Origin of the sequence: Tannerella sp. (genome assembly GCF_052170195.1) — a bacterium.
Classification (GTDB): Bacteria; Bacteroidota; Bacteroidia; order Bacteroidales; family Tannerellaceae; genus Tannerella.
In genome coordinates this window covers 29,913-46,891 of record NZ_JBQNAZ010000004.1, presented here as the reverse complement: position 1 = coordinate 46,891, position 16,979 = coordinate 29,913, and the positions used below count along the sequence as shown (strand labels likewise).

Here is a 16,979-nt window from a genome sequence, read left to right as displayed (position 1 = left end):
ATGAACCGATTGAACACGATTGAAGAAGCAATTGAAGATTTCCGTGAGGGTAAGTTCCTGATCGTCGTCGATGACGAAGATCGTGAGAACGAAGGGGATTTCATTATCGCCGCAGAGAAGATCACTCCGGAGAAGATCAATTTTATGCTGGCTAACGGTCGGGGCGTACTTTGCGCACCGATTACGGAAGAACGATGCGAAGAATTGGAGCTGAACATGCAGGTAATTCATAATACTTCCATGCTCGAAACACCGTTTACCGTGACCGTAGACAAGCTGGGAGCGGGATGCACGACGGGCGTCTCGATCTATGATCGGGCGCAAACGATTCTGGCGCTTGCCGATCCGGCCACGAGGCCGTCTGATCTGGGACGACCGGGACATATCAATCCGTTGCGTGCCCGTTCACGTGGCGTATTGCGCCGCGCAGGACATACCGAGGCCACGGTCGATATGGCACGACTGGCCGGGCTGTATCCGGCCGGAGCGCTGATCGAAATCCTGAACGAAGACGGAACGATGGCGCGCATGCCGCAACTGATCGAAGTCTCGAAAAAATTCGGCATCAAGATCATCACCATACGCGACCTGATTGCCTACCGCCTCAGAACAGAATCGCTCGTAGAGAAGGGGGTCGAGGCCGACCTGCCGACCGAGCACGGACGTTTCCGCATCATTCCTTTCCGCCAGAAAAGCAACGGGGCGGAACATGTGGTACTGATCAAAGGCGAACTGAACGCAGACGAGCCGGTGCTCGTACGCGTCCACTCATCGTGCATGACAGGCGATATCTTCGGTTCGATGCGATGCGATTGCGGCGAACAACTGCACAAGGCTATGCGCCTCATCGAGCAGGAAGGTAAAGGCGTGGTGCTCTACCTGAATCAAGAAGGGCGCGGTATCGGACTGATGGACAAGATTCACGCATATAAGCTGCAGGAAGAGGGCATGGATACGGTCGAAGCCAACTTGAAGCTCTGCCATCAGGCCGACGAGCGCGACTATGGTGTGGGAGCGCAGATACTGCGTCAGATCGGCGTGACGAAGATGCGCCTGATGACGAACAACCCCGTCAAACGCGTCGGGTTAGAAGCATACGGACTGGAAGTCGTCGAGAACATCCCGATCGAGGTGCCGCCCAACGAGCATAACGAGTTTTACATGCGCACCAAAAAAGAGCGCATGGGACACCAGTTGCAAAACATCAAATAACACACAATCACTCTATTGAAAAACATCTAAATAATATGGAACAAGTATCAGCACGTTTGGCCAGCCTTTCAACATCGGCAACGCTGGCCATGTCACAAAAAAGTAGCGAACTGAAAGCGCAGGGCGTAGACATCATTAACCTGAGCGTGGGCGAACCGGATTTCTTTACGTCCGATCATATCAAGGCGGCGGCCAAGAAAGCCATCGACGAGAATTTTTCGTTCTATTCACCCGTACCCGGTTACATGGATTTACGGAAAGCGATTGTCGACAAACTGAAAAACGAAAACGGTCTCGATTATACGGTCGATCAGATCATCGTATCGAACGGAGCCAAACAGTCTGTCTGCAATACGCTGCTAAGTATCATCAATCCGGGCGATGAAGTGATCGTGCCCGCTCCCTACTGGGTGAGCTACGTGGAGATGGTAAAACTCGCCGAAGGCACGAATGTGATCATCCCGGCCGGCATCGATCAGGATTTCAAAATCACGGCGGCACAGCTCGAAGCGTCGATCACGCCCCGCACGCGGGCGTTAATACTTTGTTCGCCGTCGAACCCGACCGGCAGTGTGTACAGCCGCGAAGAACTTCAGTCGCTCGCCGAGGTGTTAGTCAAACATCCGAACATCATCGTACTGTCTGACGAAATCTACGAACATATCAACTATGTAGGGAAACATGCAAGCATCGCACAGTTCCCCGAGATAAAAGAGCGGGTTGTAATCATCAACGGCGTATCGAAAGCATACGCCATGACGGGCTGGCGTATCGGATTCATTGCCGCGCCGCTATGGATTGCCAAGGCGACGAACAAATTGCAGGGACAATATACGTCGGGCGCCAGCTCCATCGCACAGAAAGCCGCCAAAGAAGCCTTTGCCGGCGATCAGCGTTGCGTAGAGGAGATGCGACAGGCCTTTATGCGCCGGCGCGATCTGATCTGCCGCCTCTGCCGGGAGATTCCCGGTGTTCAGCTCTCCGTACCCGAAGGGGCTTTTTATATCTTCCCCGATGTAAGCAGCTACTTCGGCAAAAGCGCCGGCGAACGAACCGTAAAGAACGCGGCCGATCTGGCGATGTACCTGCTCGAAGTAGCCCATGTGGCTACGGTAGGCGGCGACTCGTTCGGTGCACCCGAATGTATCCGTCTCTCGTACGCTACCTCGGACGAGAACCTGACCGAAGCGATGCGTCGCATCACCGAAGCGCTGGCGCAACTGAAATAAGTTGAAGCCGATTCATAAAGAAAGGAATCAAGAATGTTGCGTCAAAACGAAATGTTTTGACGCAACATTCTTCACAGAAGTATATGAAACGACTCTTTTTCCTGCTGATTCTCCCACTCTTATCGACCGGTTGCCTGCGCGACGAGCTGCCGAACGCGGAAGCCGACATCCTGACATGCACCCTTGCCGAGGCCTCTCTCCTCAAGCGTGAACCGATCATCGAAAACAATAAAATCACGCTCCTTGTAAAAGCCAATGCAGACCTGACACGTCAAACGCTCTCGTTCACCCTGTCCGACGGTGCCGTCATCGAACCGGCCGGAGGTACGACCCGCGACTTCTCTACGCCTCAGACATACACCGTCACATCGCAAGACGGGCAGTGGAAAAAAACGTATACCGTCGCATTCGTGGCCGACGAACTGCCGACAAGGTATCATTTCGAAGATACGGTGGCCGAAAAGAGCCGCCGCTTCTGCATCTTTGCCGAGAAGCAAAACGGACGCGTCTCGATGGAATGGGCCAGCGGAAACCTCGGGTTTGCCATGACAGGCAACGCGCAGACACCCGACGACTATCCCACCGCTCAGTCTGCCGATGGATACACCGGACGATGCGCCCGCCTGACGACACGCAGCACCGGCAGCTTCGGCGCTCTTGCCGGTATGCCGATCGCCGCAGGAAACCTGTTTATCGGTACGTTCGATCTTCTGAGCGCGCTCAGCAGTCCGTTGAAAGCAACGCGCTTCGGATTGCCGTTCTACCGTCGGCCGCTTTATCTTTCAGGCTATTACAAATACAAAGCAGGGACAACGTATTATCAGAACGACCAACCCGCACAAACAGCAATCACCGACCGCTGTCATTTCTATGCCGTACTGTATGAAACGGACGAGACACTAAAAACCCTCGACGGCACGAATATTCTGACACATCCGAACGTGATCTGCGCCGCCGTCGTCGAAGATCAAAAAGAGACGGACAAGTGGACGCATTTCAGACTCCCCTTCATCACGCGCGAAGGCAAAACCATCGATGCGGCAAAGCTGCGCAACGGCATCTACAATCTGGCAGTCGTCTTTACATCAAGCATAGCAGGAGCAACTTTCAGCGGCGCTCCCGGCAGCACCCTCTATATCGATGAAGTAGAAATTGTTTGTGAGTGAAGATAAATTCCTTTTTTGTCCTAGTCTGTCATATTCATACTCTTCAATTTTGCCTTTGGACGTTTTAGAAACACTCATTCCCTCTGCACTTCCTCTTTTAACCCTCGGCGGATGCTGTCTTGCTCCATCATACGACGCATTTGCTTTTCGGTAGGGCACGTTTTCCAGCCTTCAGGAGGAGCCTCTAACGTAAACCAATTAGGGACAGCGTCGAAGATAAGATGTCGTGACTCTTCGTTCGGTACAACCATCATAAAAAAGCGGTTTACATTGATGAATTTTTTGAGTGGCATATTGGTGCTATTTTCATACATACGGTGGTTATACTGAAATGTGTATTTAACTATATACCCTTTGGGTGCTCCGCGAGTTTTAGTGACTGTTAATATAGTCCATACACCGTTTTTCTCAACATAATCCGCTTCCCTATAACTATTCCACATAATAATCGTAAAGGTAACAAAGATTGTTAAGCAACCGATATTACCGATTATATTCTTCTTCGCTTTTTTCTCCATCCGTTTTTGTTGTCCGGTATTTGGTATTCTTTTTCACTCACTCCCGCTGCACCTCCTCTTTTAACCCTCGGCGGATGCTGTCTTGCTCCATCATACGGCGCATTTGCTTTTCGGTGGGGCACGTTTTCCATCCTTCAGGAGGAGCCTCTAACGTAAACCAATTAGGGACAGCGTCGAAGATAAGATGTCGTGACTCTTCGTTCGGTACAACCATCATAAAAAAGCGGTTTACATTGATGAATTTTTTGAGTGGCATATTGGTGCTATTTTCATACATACGGTGGTTATACTGAAATGTGTATTTAACTATATACCCTTTGGGTGCTCCGCGAGTTTTAGTGACTGTTAATATAGTCCATACACCGTTTTTCTCAACATAATCCGCTTCCCTATAACTATTCCACATAATAATCGTAATGGTGGCAAAGATCGTTATACAACCGATCTTACCGATTATATTCTTCTTCGCTTTTTTCTCCATCTTTTCTATCATTCCGATGTTTCTTTATTTCCTCCCGAATACCTTCCGTCGTAGATTGTGTTCCCATTTGATAACCGGTGTAGAGTACGGGCAAAGCAAAATACTTTATTAATCGTTCTGATAATTCGTAATTGACATCTTTTTGTATCGCCTTCTCTATACCCCCCGAAACACCACCATATATTTTCCCGATTGTGGCCTGAGCCCCGAAGTCGAAAACTGTTGTTAAAGGGTCTTTATTAATAAACCCTATGGTGATTTTTTCTTTTTCCCTATCAGGCCTAACTTCAACCAGTGTTGTTACCGCACTTATCCATGGATTCTTTATACCCTCCGCCAACACAGAGACATAATTAATACGCTCCTCATTTCCTTTATTATAAAAAGCTTGCACTTGCCAGTTGAGATACATTTTTATCCATGGGGTGGGTTTCTCATATTCTTTGAGTATGGCTTTCCCCACCGTCCCTGCATAACGAGTTGTATTTGACAACATCGATACAATAGCAGGATTGGCCGATAATAAAAGGGTTGCTTCAATCACCACCGGCAGTGCGGCGGTTCCGAGCAGCACCGGCAGCACAAACTCGCGAAACGCCTGCCCTTTTGCGCTGTTGACACATTTATTAAACACATGCGATTCACCTTTCGTATCGCGGTGTTTCTGCATAAAACGGATAGCCTGCCTGAATAGGGCATCGTTGCGGTTATATACATCGCCCGGAATCGAATAGTAGTAGCGACGCATCTTCTCTACATACGGCTCGATCGAGGCCGACACATCAACTTCGGGTAGCAGGACTTCGAACGCTATATCTTCATCTTTCTTTGCCATATCTTTCTGATTTAAATACTGTAAGGAATGTTAAAGCGGATATCCGAGTTAAAGGTGAGTCGTTGCGGCAGGATATTCAGGCGGCATACGCATCCTTCGTCCGAGAAATTGTTCGTTCCCACATGACATCCTATGCACAGGGATTCTTCGAATTCGATCTTCAGCGGGAAATTCATCAGTTCACTGCCAAAGCGGAAAAAACCGCTTTTCTCTTCCACTCCCCGTATCCAGTTGTTGAGATATGCGTCCGGCATCCGGTAAAGGCCAACGGTGGCGATGCCGCCACGTATTTCCGTATCGGGTTGCCCGTTATGACAGACTTCCTGTATAAATGAGATCTCGAAACTTTTCATCTCGTAGGTCTCGGATCCGAGTTCCATGGTTCCTTCCAACGGGACGACATGACCGCTCGTGATGTTTTTTTTCAGAAACAGTTGCGCCAGGTCCTCCAGCTCTTTCATCGAGGTAGCACCGAGTGAAGTACTTTTGTACAAGTCCTTCGCCCAACGATTATCGATCGATTTCGAGGCGCCTTCAAGAATCAGCTGCTCGGCCTGTAAAATACCTTCGATCGACATGTAAGCCTTTCCTTCGTTGATATACTTCATCTTCAACGATATCAGGGCTGCATCGTAAAAAACTATCGTATGCATGGTATTATACTCGGTATCGCGGATATAAATCTTACCCGAAAGATATTTACTGGTATCGATCGCCCATTCCCAAAACAGAGTGCGAGGAATCCCCGACATGTAAAACATGATGTTTCCACCTCTCAGATGGGTCTGAATCTTTCCCCGATCATCCAAACCTCTCAACAACGTATAGTTCCATGAATCCAATTCCAACAAATTCGGAGTGTAAGCCGTGTATTTTCCATTCTTATCAACGCCTCCGATTTCTAAAAATGCTCTATGTCCGTATTCAGCCATAATGATATTGTTTTAATGAATTTAGTACTATGTTTACAACAACAAAAGTAACGAAATGTTTATACCATTGGGCCAAATTTCTCTTTTATTAACGCACCTGTATATTAGACATATCGACAAATTTTATACTTTCGCCTCTTGATGCAAACGATCGGATTACTTTCGGATACTCACGGATGGTGGGACGAGAAATACGCCACCTACTTCGCTTCGTGCGACGAGATCTGGCACGCAGGAGATATCGGCTCGGCCGACGTGGCGTTGCGACTCTCGGCGATACGTCCGCTACGGGCTGTCTGCGGCAACATCGACGGCTACCCCGTGCGACAGATGTACCCGAAGACCCTTCACTTCACGGTCGAAGACGTGTCCGTCATGATGACCCATATCGGCGGCTATCCGGGACGTTATGAGCCGGCCATACGCGCCGAGCTCTACGAAACGAAGCCGCAACTGTTCGTCTGCGGACATTCGCATATCCTCAAAGTAATGTTCGACAAACGTTTGAATTGTCTATGCCTGAACCCCGGAGCAGCGGGAAAAAGCGGCTTTCATACGGTGCGCACGCTGATGCGTTTCGTCATCGACGGGGCAGATATCCGCGATATGGAAATTATCGAGTTGGCGAAACGGTAACCGGCTCCGTCTCGGCCGATACCTCGACCGGCTGTTCGCGCTTCGCCGTGTATTGCTCGGCCAGCAATACGGTATGTTGCAGATAGGCATACTCCTTCTCGAAGTATTCGCTGAACAGTCCCTGCTGCAGATTCTCTTCGATCTGACGGGGTGTCCACAGCTTCCCTTCGGCCGTTTTTACATAGTTCACGAAGGCTTCTTCAGAATGCAGCGTCAGCACGTACAACGAAACGAGTTGCGTCACCCGCTCGTTCTCGAACGGATAGCGAACGAGCAAATGCGGCTTGGCTTCGCCCTTGGTCAGCGAGTTGCCCAATAACTCACGCACCGTCTGCTCGAACGTCTGCTTGAAAAGCACGTGCCCGTAAAACGGATGATCGAGCGCCTCGGGCGAGACAGGCTGAACAGAGCCGCGTTTGACGAGGTAAAGCATCCCGTCATACACCACGGCAATACGCACCACCGGATGACAATAATGCCGCGCCTGCGAAGTGAGGCTGACCGAATAAGCAATCCGTCCGATCACTTTGCCTTTCTTATCGAGCACGGGCAACCATTTCTCTTCCGCTAAACCTTGCTTCATCATCGATACCCGGATCTGCTCGTAGACGATAATCCCCAGACCGATAAACAAGGGAGCCTCACGGTAGAGCAGCCGTTCGACCCAGATATGCTGGTAGTTCTCGGGCAGAATCATATAGAACAGAAGGATAAACAGATGCAACGTATAAATATTCTGGGCAATCTGCGCCACAAAAAAGAACTCGTTCAAGGCTGTACGCAACGGAGCGCGCTTCAACGCCGGACGATTCGATTTACGTACTCGGCCGATGATCGGGCGCTTCGAAAAGCCGATCACCGACAAGACGGCAACTAACAGCCATTCGGCAATAAGCGGGGAATGGAGATACAAGACCGGTTCGAGACGTAAGAACAGGAAGAGCGAATAGAGTATCAGCGTAAGGGCCGTAGGCAAAAGCATAAACTGATACTTCCTGCCGCGAAACAGTCCCCAGAACGTAAAACAGCTAACCACACAGAACACCCCTGCGATAACGAACGAGACAAGGTACGTATAGAAATTGTTCAGAAACATCAGCAACAGCAACGGCAACAACCCGACGGCTTGATTATTCAAGCCCTTACGGATATCCATGCTGTTCTTTATACGGGTAATTTGTTCCATGCTGCATATATAACAATGTATAGGGGTGCTTTGTTGCGAATAAGAGATTTCATTCTTCAAGCACTCGCTCGGCATGATACGACGAACGCACCAACGGCGCGCTCTCGACCGAGCGAAAACCTTTCGAGAGAGCCGTTTCACGATAAGCCTCGAATTGCGCAGGAGTGACGTATTCCGTCACCGGCAGGTTCTTGCGCGAGGGTTGCAGGTACTGCCCGATCGTCAGTGCCGATACCCCCACAGCGCAGGCATCGTCCATCAGCTCCTCCACCTCGGCCGTCGTCTCACCCAGCCCGACCATGATGCCCGTCTTGGCACACCGTCCGCGCTCGGCAATGCGTTTCAGCACCGACAGGCTCACCTCGTAACGTGCCGCGCTGCGCACCTGCGGTGTGAGGCGGCGCACCGTTTCGAGGTTATGCGAGATAACTTCGGGCGCCGCATCGATCACCTGATCGACCAACTCCGTCCGCCCCTGAAAGTCGGGGATCAGTACTTCGAGCGTCGTCTGCGGATTCAGCTCTTTGATACGCCGGATCGTCTGCACCCAGTGCCGGGCACCGAGATCAGGCAGATCGTCCCGATCGACCGACGTAACGACGGCATGCCGCAACTTCATCAGGCGAATACTCTCGGCCACCTGCGCCGGCTCGTCCGGATTGAGCGGCCGGGGCTTACCTGTCAACGTGTTGCAGAAACGGCACGAGCGCGTGCAGATATCGCCACCGATCATAAACGTAGCCGTGCCACGGCTCCAGCATTCGCCCTGATTGGGGCATTTGCCGCTCGTACAGATCGTATGGAGACAGTGCGACTCGACGATTTCTTTCGTTCGGCGGAACTGTTCGTTCCCCTGCAAACGTATTTTCAGCCAGTCGGGCTTCCGAAGATAGATGCTCATTAGAGATTTTCCAGTACAAAATTCGTCATCTTCGTGTATAGATGGTAGCGCGTATTGCCGCCGTAGATGCCATGGTCGCGATCCCGGTAAATATGCATGTCGAACTGTTTACCGGCCTGCACGAGCGCCTCGGCATAGTCCATCGTCTGCTTGAAGTGTACGTTATCGTCGGCCGTGCCGTGGATCAGCAGCAGCTTGCCCTGCAAATCTTTGGCCAGCAAGATGGGCGACGTGGCATTGTAACCGTTCGCATTTTCTTTCGGCGTACGCATGAATCGCTCGGTATAGACCGTGTCGTAGTAGCGCCAGTCGGTAGGCGGCGCAACGGCAATACCGGCTTTGAACGTGCCGTTGCCGGTGCTCAGCGCCATCAGCGTATTGTATCCGCCAAAGCTCCAGCCCCAGATCGCCATCCGGCTGCCGTCCACATAAGGTAACTTGGCCAGCGCCCGAGCGGCTTCGATCTGGTCTCTCGACTCCAGCTCGCCGAGCTTGAGGTAAGTGCATTTGCGGAACGTCTCGCCACGCGCTCCGGTGCCTCGTCCGTCGACACAGACGCAGATCACGCCGTTTGCCGCCAGATACTGCTCCCATCCGAACTCGTAGCGGTCTAATACCGACTGCGAATTGGGGCCGCTGTATTGAAACATCATCACCGGATACTTCTTCGACGGATCGAAGCCGGCCGGCTTTACGATCCACGCGTTCAGCTCATAACCCGACGCGGTCTGTACGGTGATAAACTCTTTCGGCGAATAAGCCGTGGCTTGCAGCGTTTCTTTCAACGACGCATTATCTTCGAGCGTCCGCAACATCTTGCCCGTCTTCGTCTCGTTCACGGTGATGACAGTGGGTGTGCGGGTGCTGGAGTACCGGTTCACATAATAGGCGAAGTTGGCGCTGAACGACGCACTGTTCGTTCCTTCCTGATTCGTCAGGCGCGTCTTCACGCCCTTGGCATCTACCTTATATACCGCGCGGCGCAACGGACTTTCTTCGGCCGACTCGTAATAGACCGTGTTCGTTGCCTCGTCGATACCGATAAGCCGCGTCACGTCCCAGTTCCCCTTCGTCACCTGACGCTGCTCTACGCCCGTTGCCGCATACTGATAAATATGCGCATAACCGTCCTTCTCGCTCACGTACAAGAACCCGTTGTTCGTAAACATCAGCTCATTGAGCCAGTTGGAATCGATATACGTGTCGCTTTCTTCCTTGAGAATCTGTTTGCAGACGCCGCTCTTCGGATTCGCATAATACATGCTGAAAATGTTCTGATGACGGTTGAGCGTCATCACGGCCAACTGGTCGGGGGCCGCAGTAAAAACGATGCGCGGGATGTAGCCGTCGGCATCGACCGGCACCGGAATCGTTTTGATATCTTTCGTTTCGATGCTGTAGGAATGAAGCGTGACGCGGGAATTTTTTTCGCCGGCGTTCGGATATTTGTAGATATATTCGCCCGGATAATAGCCGTCGCCATAGATATGCATGGCGTATTGCGGCACCTCCGACTCGTCGGAACGGATGTACGCGAGATATTGGCTGTCGGACGACCAGCTCATCAGGTTCGTCACCGTGAATTCTTCTTCATACACCCAGTCCGTAGCGCCGTTGATGATCCTGTTCGGCGCGCCGTCTTTCGTGACCTGCACCTCCGTATCGTAATCGAATTTTCTCACCCATATATTGTTATCGACCACATAAGCGCACATTCGTCCGTCGGGCGAGAAGGTCGGAATCATCACTTTGGCACCCGAGTCGTTCAGCGGTTTCACCATGTTGCGACGCACGTCGTAAGCAAAAGTCTGCGCCTTGAACGAGCGACGATATATCGGCTCCGTCTCGCGCCAGATCAGAATCCGGTGGCCGGTCGGACTCACTTCATATCCCTGGAAATCATCGAACGTACATTCACGCGCCGTCTTGGTATGAAAAAGCGTATCGACCGGTTTACCCGTGCGATAGTCGTATTTGACAATCATCGTCCGCTCTCTGTTCATCGCGGTATAATGCACTCCGTCGGTCATGGTACGCAACCCTCCGTCGGTCGTCGATTGGCGGTATTTTCCGTCCGTAATTCCTCGCAATTCCACCCGCTGCTGAGCGCTGACAACTCCTGCCGTGAGTAGCAAGAGCAAAAGAGCTATTCCTGTTTTCTTCCCCATTGTTTTTCGTTTTTTTCTTCGGGCAAACTTAAATAAAAAAACCGATATTTCTAAACAAGTCTGCTAAAAAAAGCAGGAACCGGACTGCGATTCCGGACGTTCGGGGAAGAGTGTTTATTCGGCTTTCCTTTTATTAAAAAGTGTTTCTATTTTATTCCGCATAAACGGTACACGGATGCGATTTTAACTACATACGGACGCGCGAAAATTTACGTCCGTATATAAATAAATTTTCTCCCGTATATAAATTTACGTACATACGGATGCGCGTAAACTTACGTCCGTATGTAAATTTTGCTACGTCCGTATGTAAATTGACGCCGGTCAAGGCGTGTTAAGAAAATCATACGACGTTAACAAATCTACAACACACAACATGGAGCAGCTTTCACCCGTTCATGCGCTTTCGAAGCTTGGCCTCGAACTGATAATTTTTCAGTCCCCAGTCGGGGGCAAGCAGCCATTCCTTGGGTGCCTGCGATACGTATCGTTCGATAAGGATGTCGGGACGCAGACGCCGGCGAAACGCAACGATCAAATCGATGTATTCGTCTACGGTAAACAGACGAAACCGTTCGGGGTATGCCTCGTACTCACGTCCCATCGCCGTATGACGGATAATCTGCAACTGATGCAGTTTAAGAGAAGTAATGGGTAAGGCCGAAAGCACATCGGCATGATGCAGCATCTCGTCGCGGCTCTCGCCGGGAAGGCCGAGAATCAAGTGTACGCCTACAGGAAGGCCTCGCGCATGAGTGCGACGGATCGCATCTTCCGACTCGGCATGCGTATGCCCGCGATTGATCTGCCGCAGCGTACGGTCGAGCGTGCTTTCCAGACCGTATTCGATCATCACGTATGTATGCCCGGCAAGAGCGGTCAGATAGTCGAGCAACTCGTCCGGCATGCAATCCGGGCGTGTGCCGATCACTAACCCCACCACACCCGGACAGGCCAAGGCTTCTTCGTACTTGCGTCGCAATTCGTCCATCTCGCCGTAGGTATTCGTGTACGCCTGAAAGTAAGCCAGATATTTCATCTCCGGATATTTGCGGGAAAAGAAAAGTATCCCTTCGTTCATCTGTTCGGTGATACTCTTCTCCGCACGACAATAATCGGGATTGAACGTCCGGTTATTGCAGTACGTGCACCCGCCCGTCCCTTTGCTCCCATCGCGATTGGGGCATGTGAAACCCGCATTCAACGAAATTTTCTGTACTTTGAAAGGAAAAGAGTGCATCTTCGATTTCATCCCGCAAAGGTAATTATCCGAACGCAAATAACGCAAAGAACTGTATTTGTCATTCCGAACATCGTGAGGAATCTCACAGGGAAAAGGAGAGAGATTCTTCGCTTCGCTCTGAATGACAAATTAATTGTTAATTGTCAATGGTTAATTGTTATGCGTGGTACACGCCGAATCATGTATTTAGAAAATAACCATTGACCATTCATTTCGGCGTTCGTCCTTGGGCCTCGGGCGGTGAGCCGACAAGAAAGGTGAGATGAGTAGTAAAGTAATCTAAAAAAAAGAGGGTTACCCTCATGGGGCAACCCTCTTTATCTTAATATTGAATCAAATGATTATTTCAATATTTACTTAACCATTGCTTTCACAGCTGCTTCGCCTTCAACAGCTACTACAACAACACCTTGTGGAGCTGCAACCGTAGCACGGTCTGAAGTCAATACAGTGTTAACAAGCGTCTGGCCCAGTACGTTGCTTACAACAACCTTCTTGCCTGCGGCATTCAGGATCGTTACAGCGCCGTTTTCAGCAACAACCTTCACTTCGGTTACTACCGGAGCGACTTCGTTAGCTACCGGTTCTTCGTCAGTTGCTTCTACGTTGAAGATTTCAGCGTCAGCAATTGCTCTAACCACGTCTGAACGAGAAATTACCGGCACACCGTTTTGGATCTTGATCCAACCACCTTCGCACGGAGCGATCACCGGATACTGACCACGATCTGTCGTTTCCGACTCAATCAGGAAGTCTCCACCATCCTTGTTGCACGATCTTCTTTCGATCAAACGGAATGAGAACACACAATCTTTGTGGAAGTTGTCACCCAAAGCAATCTTGCGAACCTTACCGTTCTTCGGAGCATTAGGAGACGAATCCGATAAAGCATCCAATTTCTTCAGGTCAAGCATTCTTGTTTTATTACCCTTACGATCTTTTATGTAAAGATCTTTCAAGTCAGCACCACCCAAGATATACAACGCATCGTTTGCATGAACAGCATCCGTGAACACCAAGCGGTTCCAAGCCGTACCCCAGAGGTAGTCGTCTTCGTTCGGCGTACCGGCATCTGCCTTAGCAGAATCCGTAGCATTGATCAGGTACATACCTCTACGGTAACCCGGTAACTTAACCGTCAGATCTCCGTTATCATCGCAACCCAATGTATCTTCAACCACTTCCGGACGAATCATCAGCATGTACTGCGGTTTGATATAGCCCGTACCACGGTTTACATAAGCCGTATCTACGTAGATTGCCGTTTTCACATTCGGGTTAGAGTTGATACTTACCAAGCCCAGATAATTCTTTTTCGCTCTGTAATAAGCATGCTGATCCTTCAGTGCGTCCGTATTTTCAAACAGATAGTTCTTTCCTGTCGGAACACTTCTCGTCGTAAAGAATTTCACTGTTTCAGGAGCATCGCCCGGATTCTTACCTTCCAATTCCGTATTGAAACGACGGTAAATCGGATCTGAATCTTTCTTCAAGCGGAAAGTAGAAACACGTGTCTGAACATCACCACGATATACATATTTCAACTTCATCGGAGCCTGTTCTTCTACAGCAGCCACGAAGAGACCCGGATTGAATTCACCGGCTTTTCTCAGATTTTTCATGATCATACCGGCCAATTGATTGCCTAAATGAGCCACCAAATACTTTTCGAACTGAGAGTCCGGAGCCAAACCGCCACCTTGTCCCTGGATGGAAAGTGTATCCATTACCTGAACCAAAGCAAAGTCTTTGCCTCCGTCAGCTTCCTTGTATACATCGCGCAAGAAGAACAACGGTCTTCCGATAATCTCACTGTAACGTAAGTTCGAACTCAACGAATAACGGTATTGTTCGCCATTGCTCAAGTGCAACGAACCCAGACAATACTTGAACGGATTTTCGTATTTGATACGATAAGCCTGTCTCTTCAACTGTACCAGATCAGCGACCTGATTCTTTCTCCAGATACCATTCACATCTTCCTTACCGCCTTTTACTCCATAACCGTACGGTTTGTAGTGACCGGCATCGGCATTCACCGTGTCAAGACGGAAATAACCAATATTGAAGCAATCTTCGCCCTGCAGATAAACTAATGTATCTGTGTTAGGATACTTACCCATATCAAATTTGCTACCTACAGAGAGGTATTTCGTATTATCGATACCCGATCTGTAGTTGAACGCATAGAGGTTCACAACCGCAGTATCACGATCAATCCATTGGTAACCCAGTTTCTCATTGTTCTTATATTCCTTCGGCAAACGGATAAACGTCGGTGCTTTCTTCGCACTCATGTTTGCTTTTGCTTTTTCGAAGTCGATTATCTCAGAGTTCACATTTTCCTTGTTCCAACCCCATGTCTTTGTACGACCTTTGAACGGAGCATGCTGATCTTTCTTCATCTGGATATCCAGGAATGCCAGACCATAATTTCCGGGATATGCGCCGCCCATGTTCACCTGACCGAATTCACGGTTGATGATATTGATCGGAGAAGCTTCCGCGTTTTTGAAACGTTTCTCCACAATCCACTGGAACGAAGGCAACTCTTCAGGATGTACATTCTTATCTAAGTATACCCAAACAGCAGAGTCCTGTGCTGAATACAACGGAACATGCAGATACTGTCCTCTTTCGTTACGGATCAGGTACAAGTCCGGATCAATCGTTACGCGATCGGAAGTAGCCAGTTTACAAGGCTCATAGCAACCAAAATTGATCTTTGTATTAATTACACCACTCTTCCAGGAGCCGTTATACAACGTCACTCTTGTACCCGGTTTACCATCTATCGTCAAGTTCTGAAGACCTACATACAGTCTGTGATAGTAGCTGAAACGAGTCGGAGCACCTTCATTGGGGATGAGTACACCCTGTTCTCTATTCGGATTAACACCCCATTTCAGACGAGCCGTTACACGTTCTTCCAGCGGAACATCCAAAGCCGGGCTGGCAAGAGTTGCAGAACCATAATTAGGTAATGTATCGGCCATCAGCGCCGGTGTCGGATAAGCCGTAAAGGTATACCACGAACGTACGACGCTGTCCGTAGCGAAACGTGTTGTATCAGTAATCGCTTTCGGGTCATACGAAGGCACATACGTTGCACTGAACGGGTTGATATAGATACTGTCGCCCGAAGGATAATATACCATACGCCAAGCGAACTGACCTACCATCGGATTGCCATCAGCCGGGAAAGTCGCGTTCTGGTTGAATTTCAAGAATTGCGAATTTCCGGAATTGTAATATACCGTATCTACATATAGATATTTTCCACCATTCTTTAACGCAACATAACCCATTTGCCCCATATGACTGGCGGCTACGCTAAACCAGGGATTTCCGGCAACAATACCTGCTTGCGAGATCGGAGCCACATCCCATGCCATATAGTTTGTTTCCCACTTGTTGGTCCAAGCCGAACTGTCAACGAGCATAGCATTCGGCATAGTCAGATATTCCACTTCCCATTTCTGATCCGTAAACGGATTCGGAGTACCGTTCGGAGTAAAAACCAACGAACGAGCTTCCTGAGAAGATTCCGTACCTAATACAGTCTCAAAGCTCTTTTTGTCCAAAACAAACGGCATCGCTTCTTTTAAAGTAAAGAGCAACATACCATTGATCTTACCGGCTTTCACGTCGGTAGCCGGAGCAATCTTCACTTGTACATAACCTAATTTATTGAGAGTATCTCCCACCAAAACAGCCACGGTATCCCTCGTCTCATCAAGATAAGCCACTAACGGACGGCCGCCTTTTACGCCTGTTTTATACGTTTCGGAGAATTCCCATGCAGAGATACTTCCCGGTGTTTGAGCGTTCGTATTCCCAGCACTCTTATAGTTCGACATTCTCCAGCCGTCAATATCCCTCGGCCAGCTTTCGTGACCATACACATTGACTTCAAGCATCATTTTCTGAAGCTTATTCGTGAAATCGAATGTCGGGTTCTGTCCCTGAATATATTTTTGGATCGTTACGCACCACAGACCGGCCGCACTTTCCAAAGCTATACTGGTATTATTTGGATATGCGTTCGGAGCAACCGCAGTTCCGGGAGTTGTTCCGCTCATACGTCCCATTACATCGAGCCACAAAGCGTTTTGTCCGAGACTGTCCGGACCCATATAAAGGGTCACGCCTCTTCTTATTGTTCCAAAAGTGTCAAGCGGAACAGCTCCGGGCCACGGCGTTTTCTTAGGAGTAAAGCCGATCACCTTCTTCTGGCCCGTCGCCTTATCATAGGCCATCATGGAGTCCAACTGAAGGTAAAAATAGCCTTCATTCGCTCCTTCATTAAACTTCAGCGAGGGCTTTGTATTGTCATAAGGCTTAACGCGCAGCTCCTGTTGTTCCAGCACATTTTGTGCAGTCACTGAAGATACCGCCGCGAAGCCCATAAAGGCACCCGCTAATAGCGTGAAAATTTTCTTGTTCATAATCATTATCATTTTTAATATTAA

13 protein-coding genes are annotated in these 16,979 nt (G+C 49.6%); 4 read left to right on the top strand and 9 right to left on the bottom strand.

Features of this window, described 5'->3' with window-relative positions:
* The 3 genes from ACTTKA_RS02020 (at window position 1) to ACTTKA_RS02010 (ending at window position 3,607) form a co-directional block, all read left to right on the top strand.
* Window positions 1–1,212 (top strand): bifunctional 3,4-dihydroxy-2-butanone-4-phosphate synthase/GTP cyclohydrolase II, encoded by a 1,212-nt coding sequence (locus ACTTKA_RS02020; protein ID WP_442713405.1) that lies wholly within the window; start codon window positions 1–3, stop codon window positions 1,210–1,212.
* 35 nt (window positions 1,213–1,247) lie between these two features.
* On the top strand, window positions 1,248–2,441 hold the full coding sequence (locus ACTTKA_RS02015) for a pyridoxal phosphate-dependent aminotransferase (protein WP_442723772.1): 1,194 nt from the start codon (window positions 1,248–1,250) through the stop codon (window positions 2,439–2,441).
* Window positions 2,442–2,524: 83 nt separating this feature from the next.
* Window positions 2,525–3,607, top strand: a complete 1,083-nt coding sequence (locus tag ACTTKA_RS02010) for a PCMD domain-containing protein (RefSeq protein ID WP_442723771.1) — start codon at window positions 2,525–2,527, stop codon at window positions 3,605–3,607.
* Window positions 3,608–3,681: 74 nt separating this feature from the next.
* On the opposite strand, the gene ACTTKA_RS02005 is transcribed toward ACTTKA_RS02010, so the two are convergent.
* From ACTTKA_RS02005 to tssD, 4 genes are read right to left on the bottom strand one after another with little or no spacing between them, the layout of a single operon-like run.
* Window positions 3,682–4,125 carry a hypothetical protein gene (locus ACTTKA_RS02005; protein WP_442723770.1) on the bottom strand — a complete coding sequence of 148 codons (444 nt, stop codon included), beginning with the start codon at window positions 4,123–4,125 and terminating at the stop codon, window positions 3,682–3,684.
* Window positions 4,126–4,162: 37 nt separating this feature from the next.
* Window positions 4,163–4,618, bottom strand: coding sequence for a hypothetical protein (locus tag ACTTKA_RS02000; RefSeq protein WP_442723769.1), 456 nt, complete (start codon window positions 4,616–4,618; stop codon window positions 4,163–4,165).
* Complete coding sequence (locus tag ACTTKA_RS01995) at window positions 4,572–5,441, bottom strand: hypothetical protein (protein WP_442723768.1); 870 nt, start codon at window positions 5,439–5,441, stop codon at window positions 4,572–4,574. The genes ACTTKA_RS02000 and ACTTKA_RS01995 overlap by 47 nt, the downstream gene beginning before the upstream one ends.
* A gap of 11 nt (window positions 5,442–5,452) precedes the next feature.
* Complete coding sequence (gene tssD, locus ACTTKA_RS01990; RefSeq protein WP_442723767.1) at window positions 5,453–6,373, bottom strand: type VI secretion system tube protein TssD; 921 nt, start codon at window positions 6,371–6,373, stop codon at window positions 5,453–5,455.
* Window positions 6,374–6,514: 141 nt separating this feature from the next.
* Here tssD and ACTTKA_RS01985 point away from each other — a divergent pair, with 141 nt between their 5' ends.
* Complete coding sequence (locus tag ACTTKA_RS01985; protein ID WP_046824923.1) at window positions 6,515–7,009, top strand: metallophosphoesterase family protein; 495 nt, start codon at window positions 6,515–6,517, stop codon at window positions 7,007–7,009.
* On the opposite strand, the gene ACTTKA_RS01980 is transcribed toward ACTTKA_RS01985, so the two are convergent.
* The 5 genes from ACTTKA_RS01980 to ACTTKA_RS01960 form a co-directional block, all read right to left on the bottom strand.
* Window positions 6,987–8,195, bottom strand: coding sequence for a hypothetical protein (locus ACTTKA_RS01980; RefSeq protein WP_442713408.1), 1,209 nt, complete (start codon window positions 8,193–8,195; stop codon window positions 6,987–6,989). The two genes, ACTTKA_RS01985 and ACTTKA_RS01980, sit on opposite strands and share 23 nt — an antisense overlap.
* A gap of 49 nt (window positions 8,196–8,244) precedes the next feature.
* Window positions 8,245–9,096 (bottom strand): lipoyl synthase, encoded by an 852-nt coding sequence (gene lipA / locus ACTTKA_RS01975; RefSeq protein ID WP_046824922.1) that lies wholly within the window; start codon window positions 9,094–9,096, stop codon window positions 8,245–8,247.
* On the bottom strand, window positions 9,096–11,264 hold the full coding sequence (locus tag ACTTKA_RS01970; RefSeq protein WP_442713409.1) for a S9 family peptidase: 2,169 nt from the start codon (window positions 11,262–11,264) through the stop codon (window positions 9,096–9,098). The genes lipA and ACTTKA_RS01970 overlap by 1 nt, the downstream gene beginning before the upstream one ends.
* A 388-nt stretch (window positions 11,265–11,652) precedes the next feature.
* Entirely contained in the window at window positions 11,653–12,516 is an 864-nt protein-coding gene (locus ACTTKA_RS01965; RefSeq protein ID WP_442713410.1) for a TIGR01212 family radical SAM protein, read from the bottom strand.
* Between the two features lie 344 nt (window positions 12,517–12,860).
* Window positions 12,861–16,955, bottom strand: a complete 4,095-nt coding sequence (locus ACTTKA_RS01960; protein WP_442713411.1) for a DUF6383 domain-containing protein — start codon at window positions 16,953–16,955, stop codon at window positions 12,861–12,863.
* Window positions 16,956–16,979 lie beyond the last annotated feature (24 nt).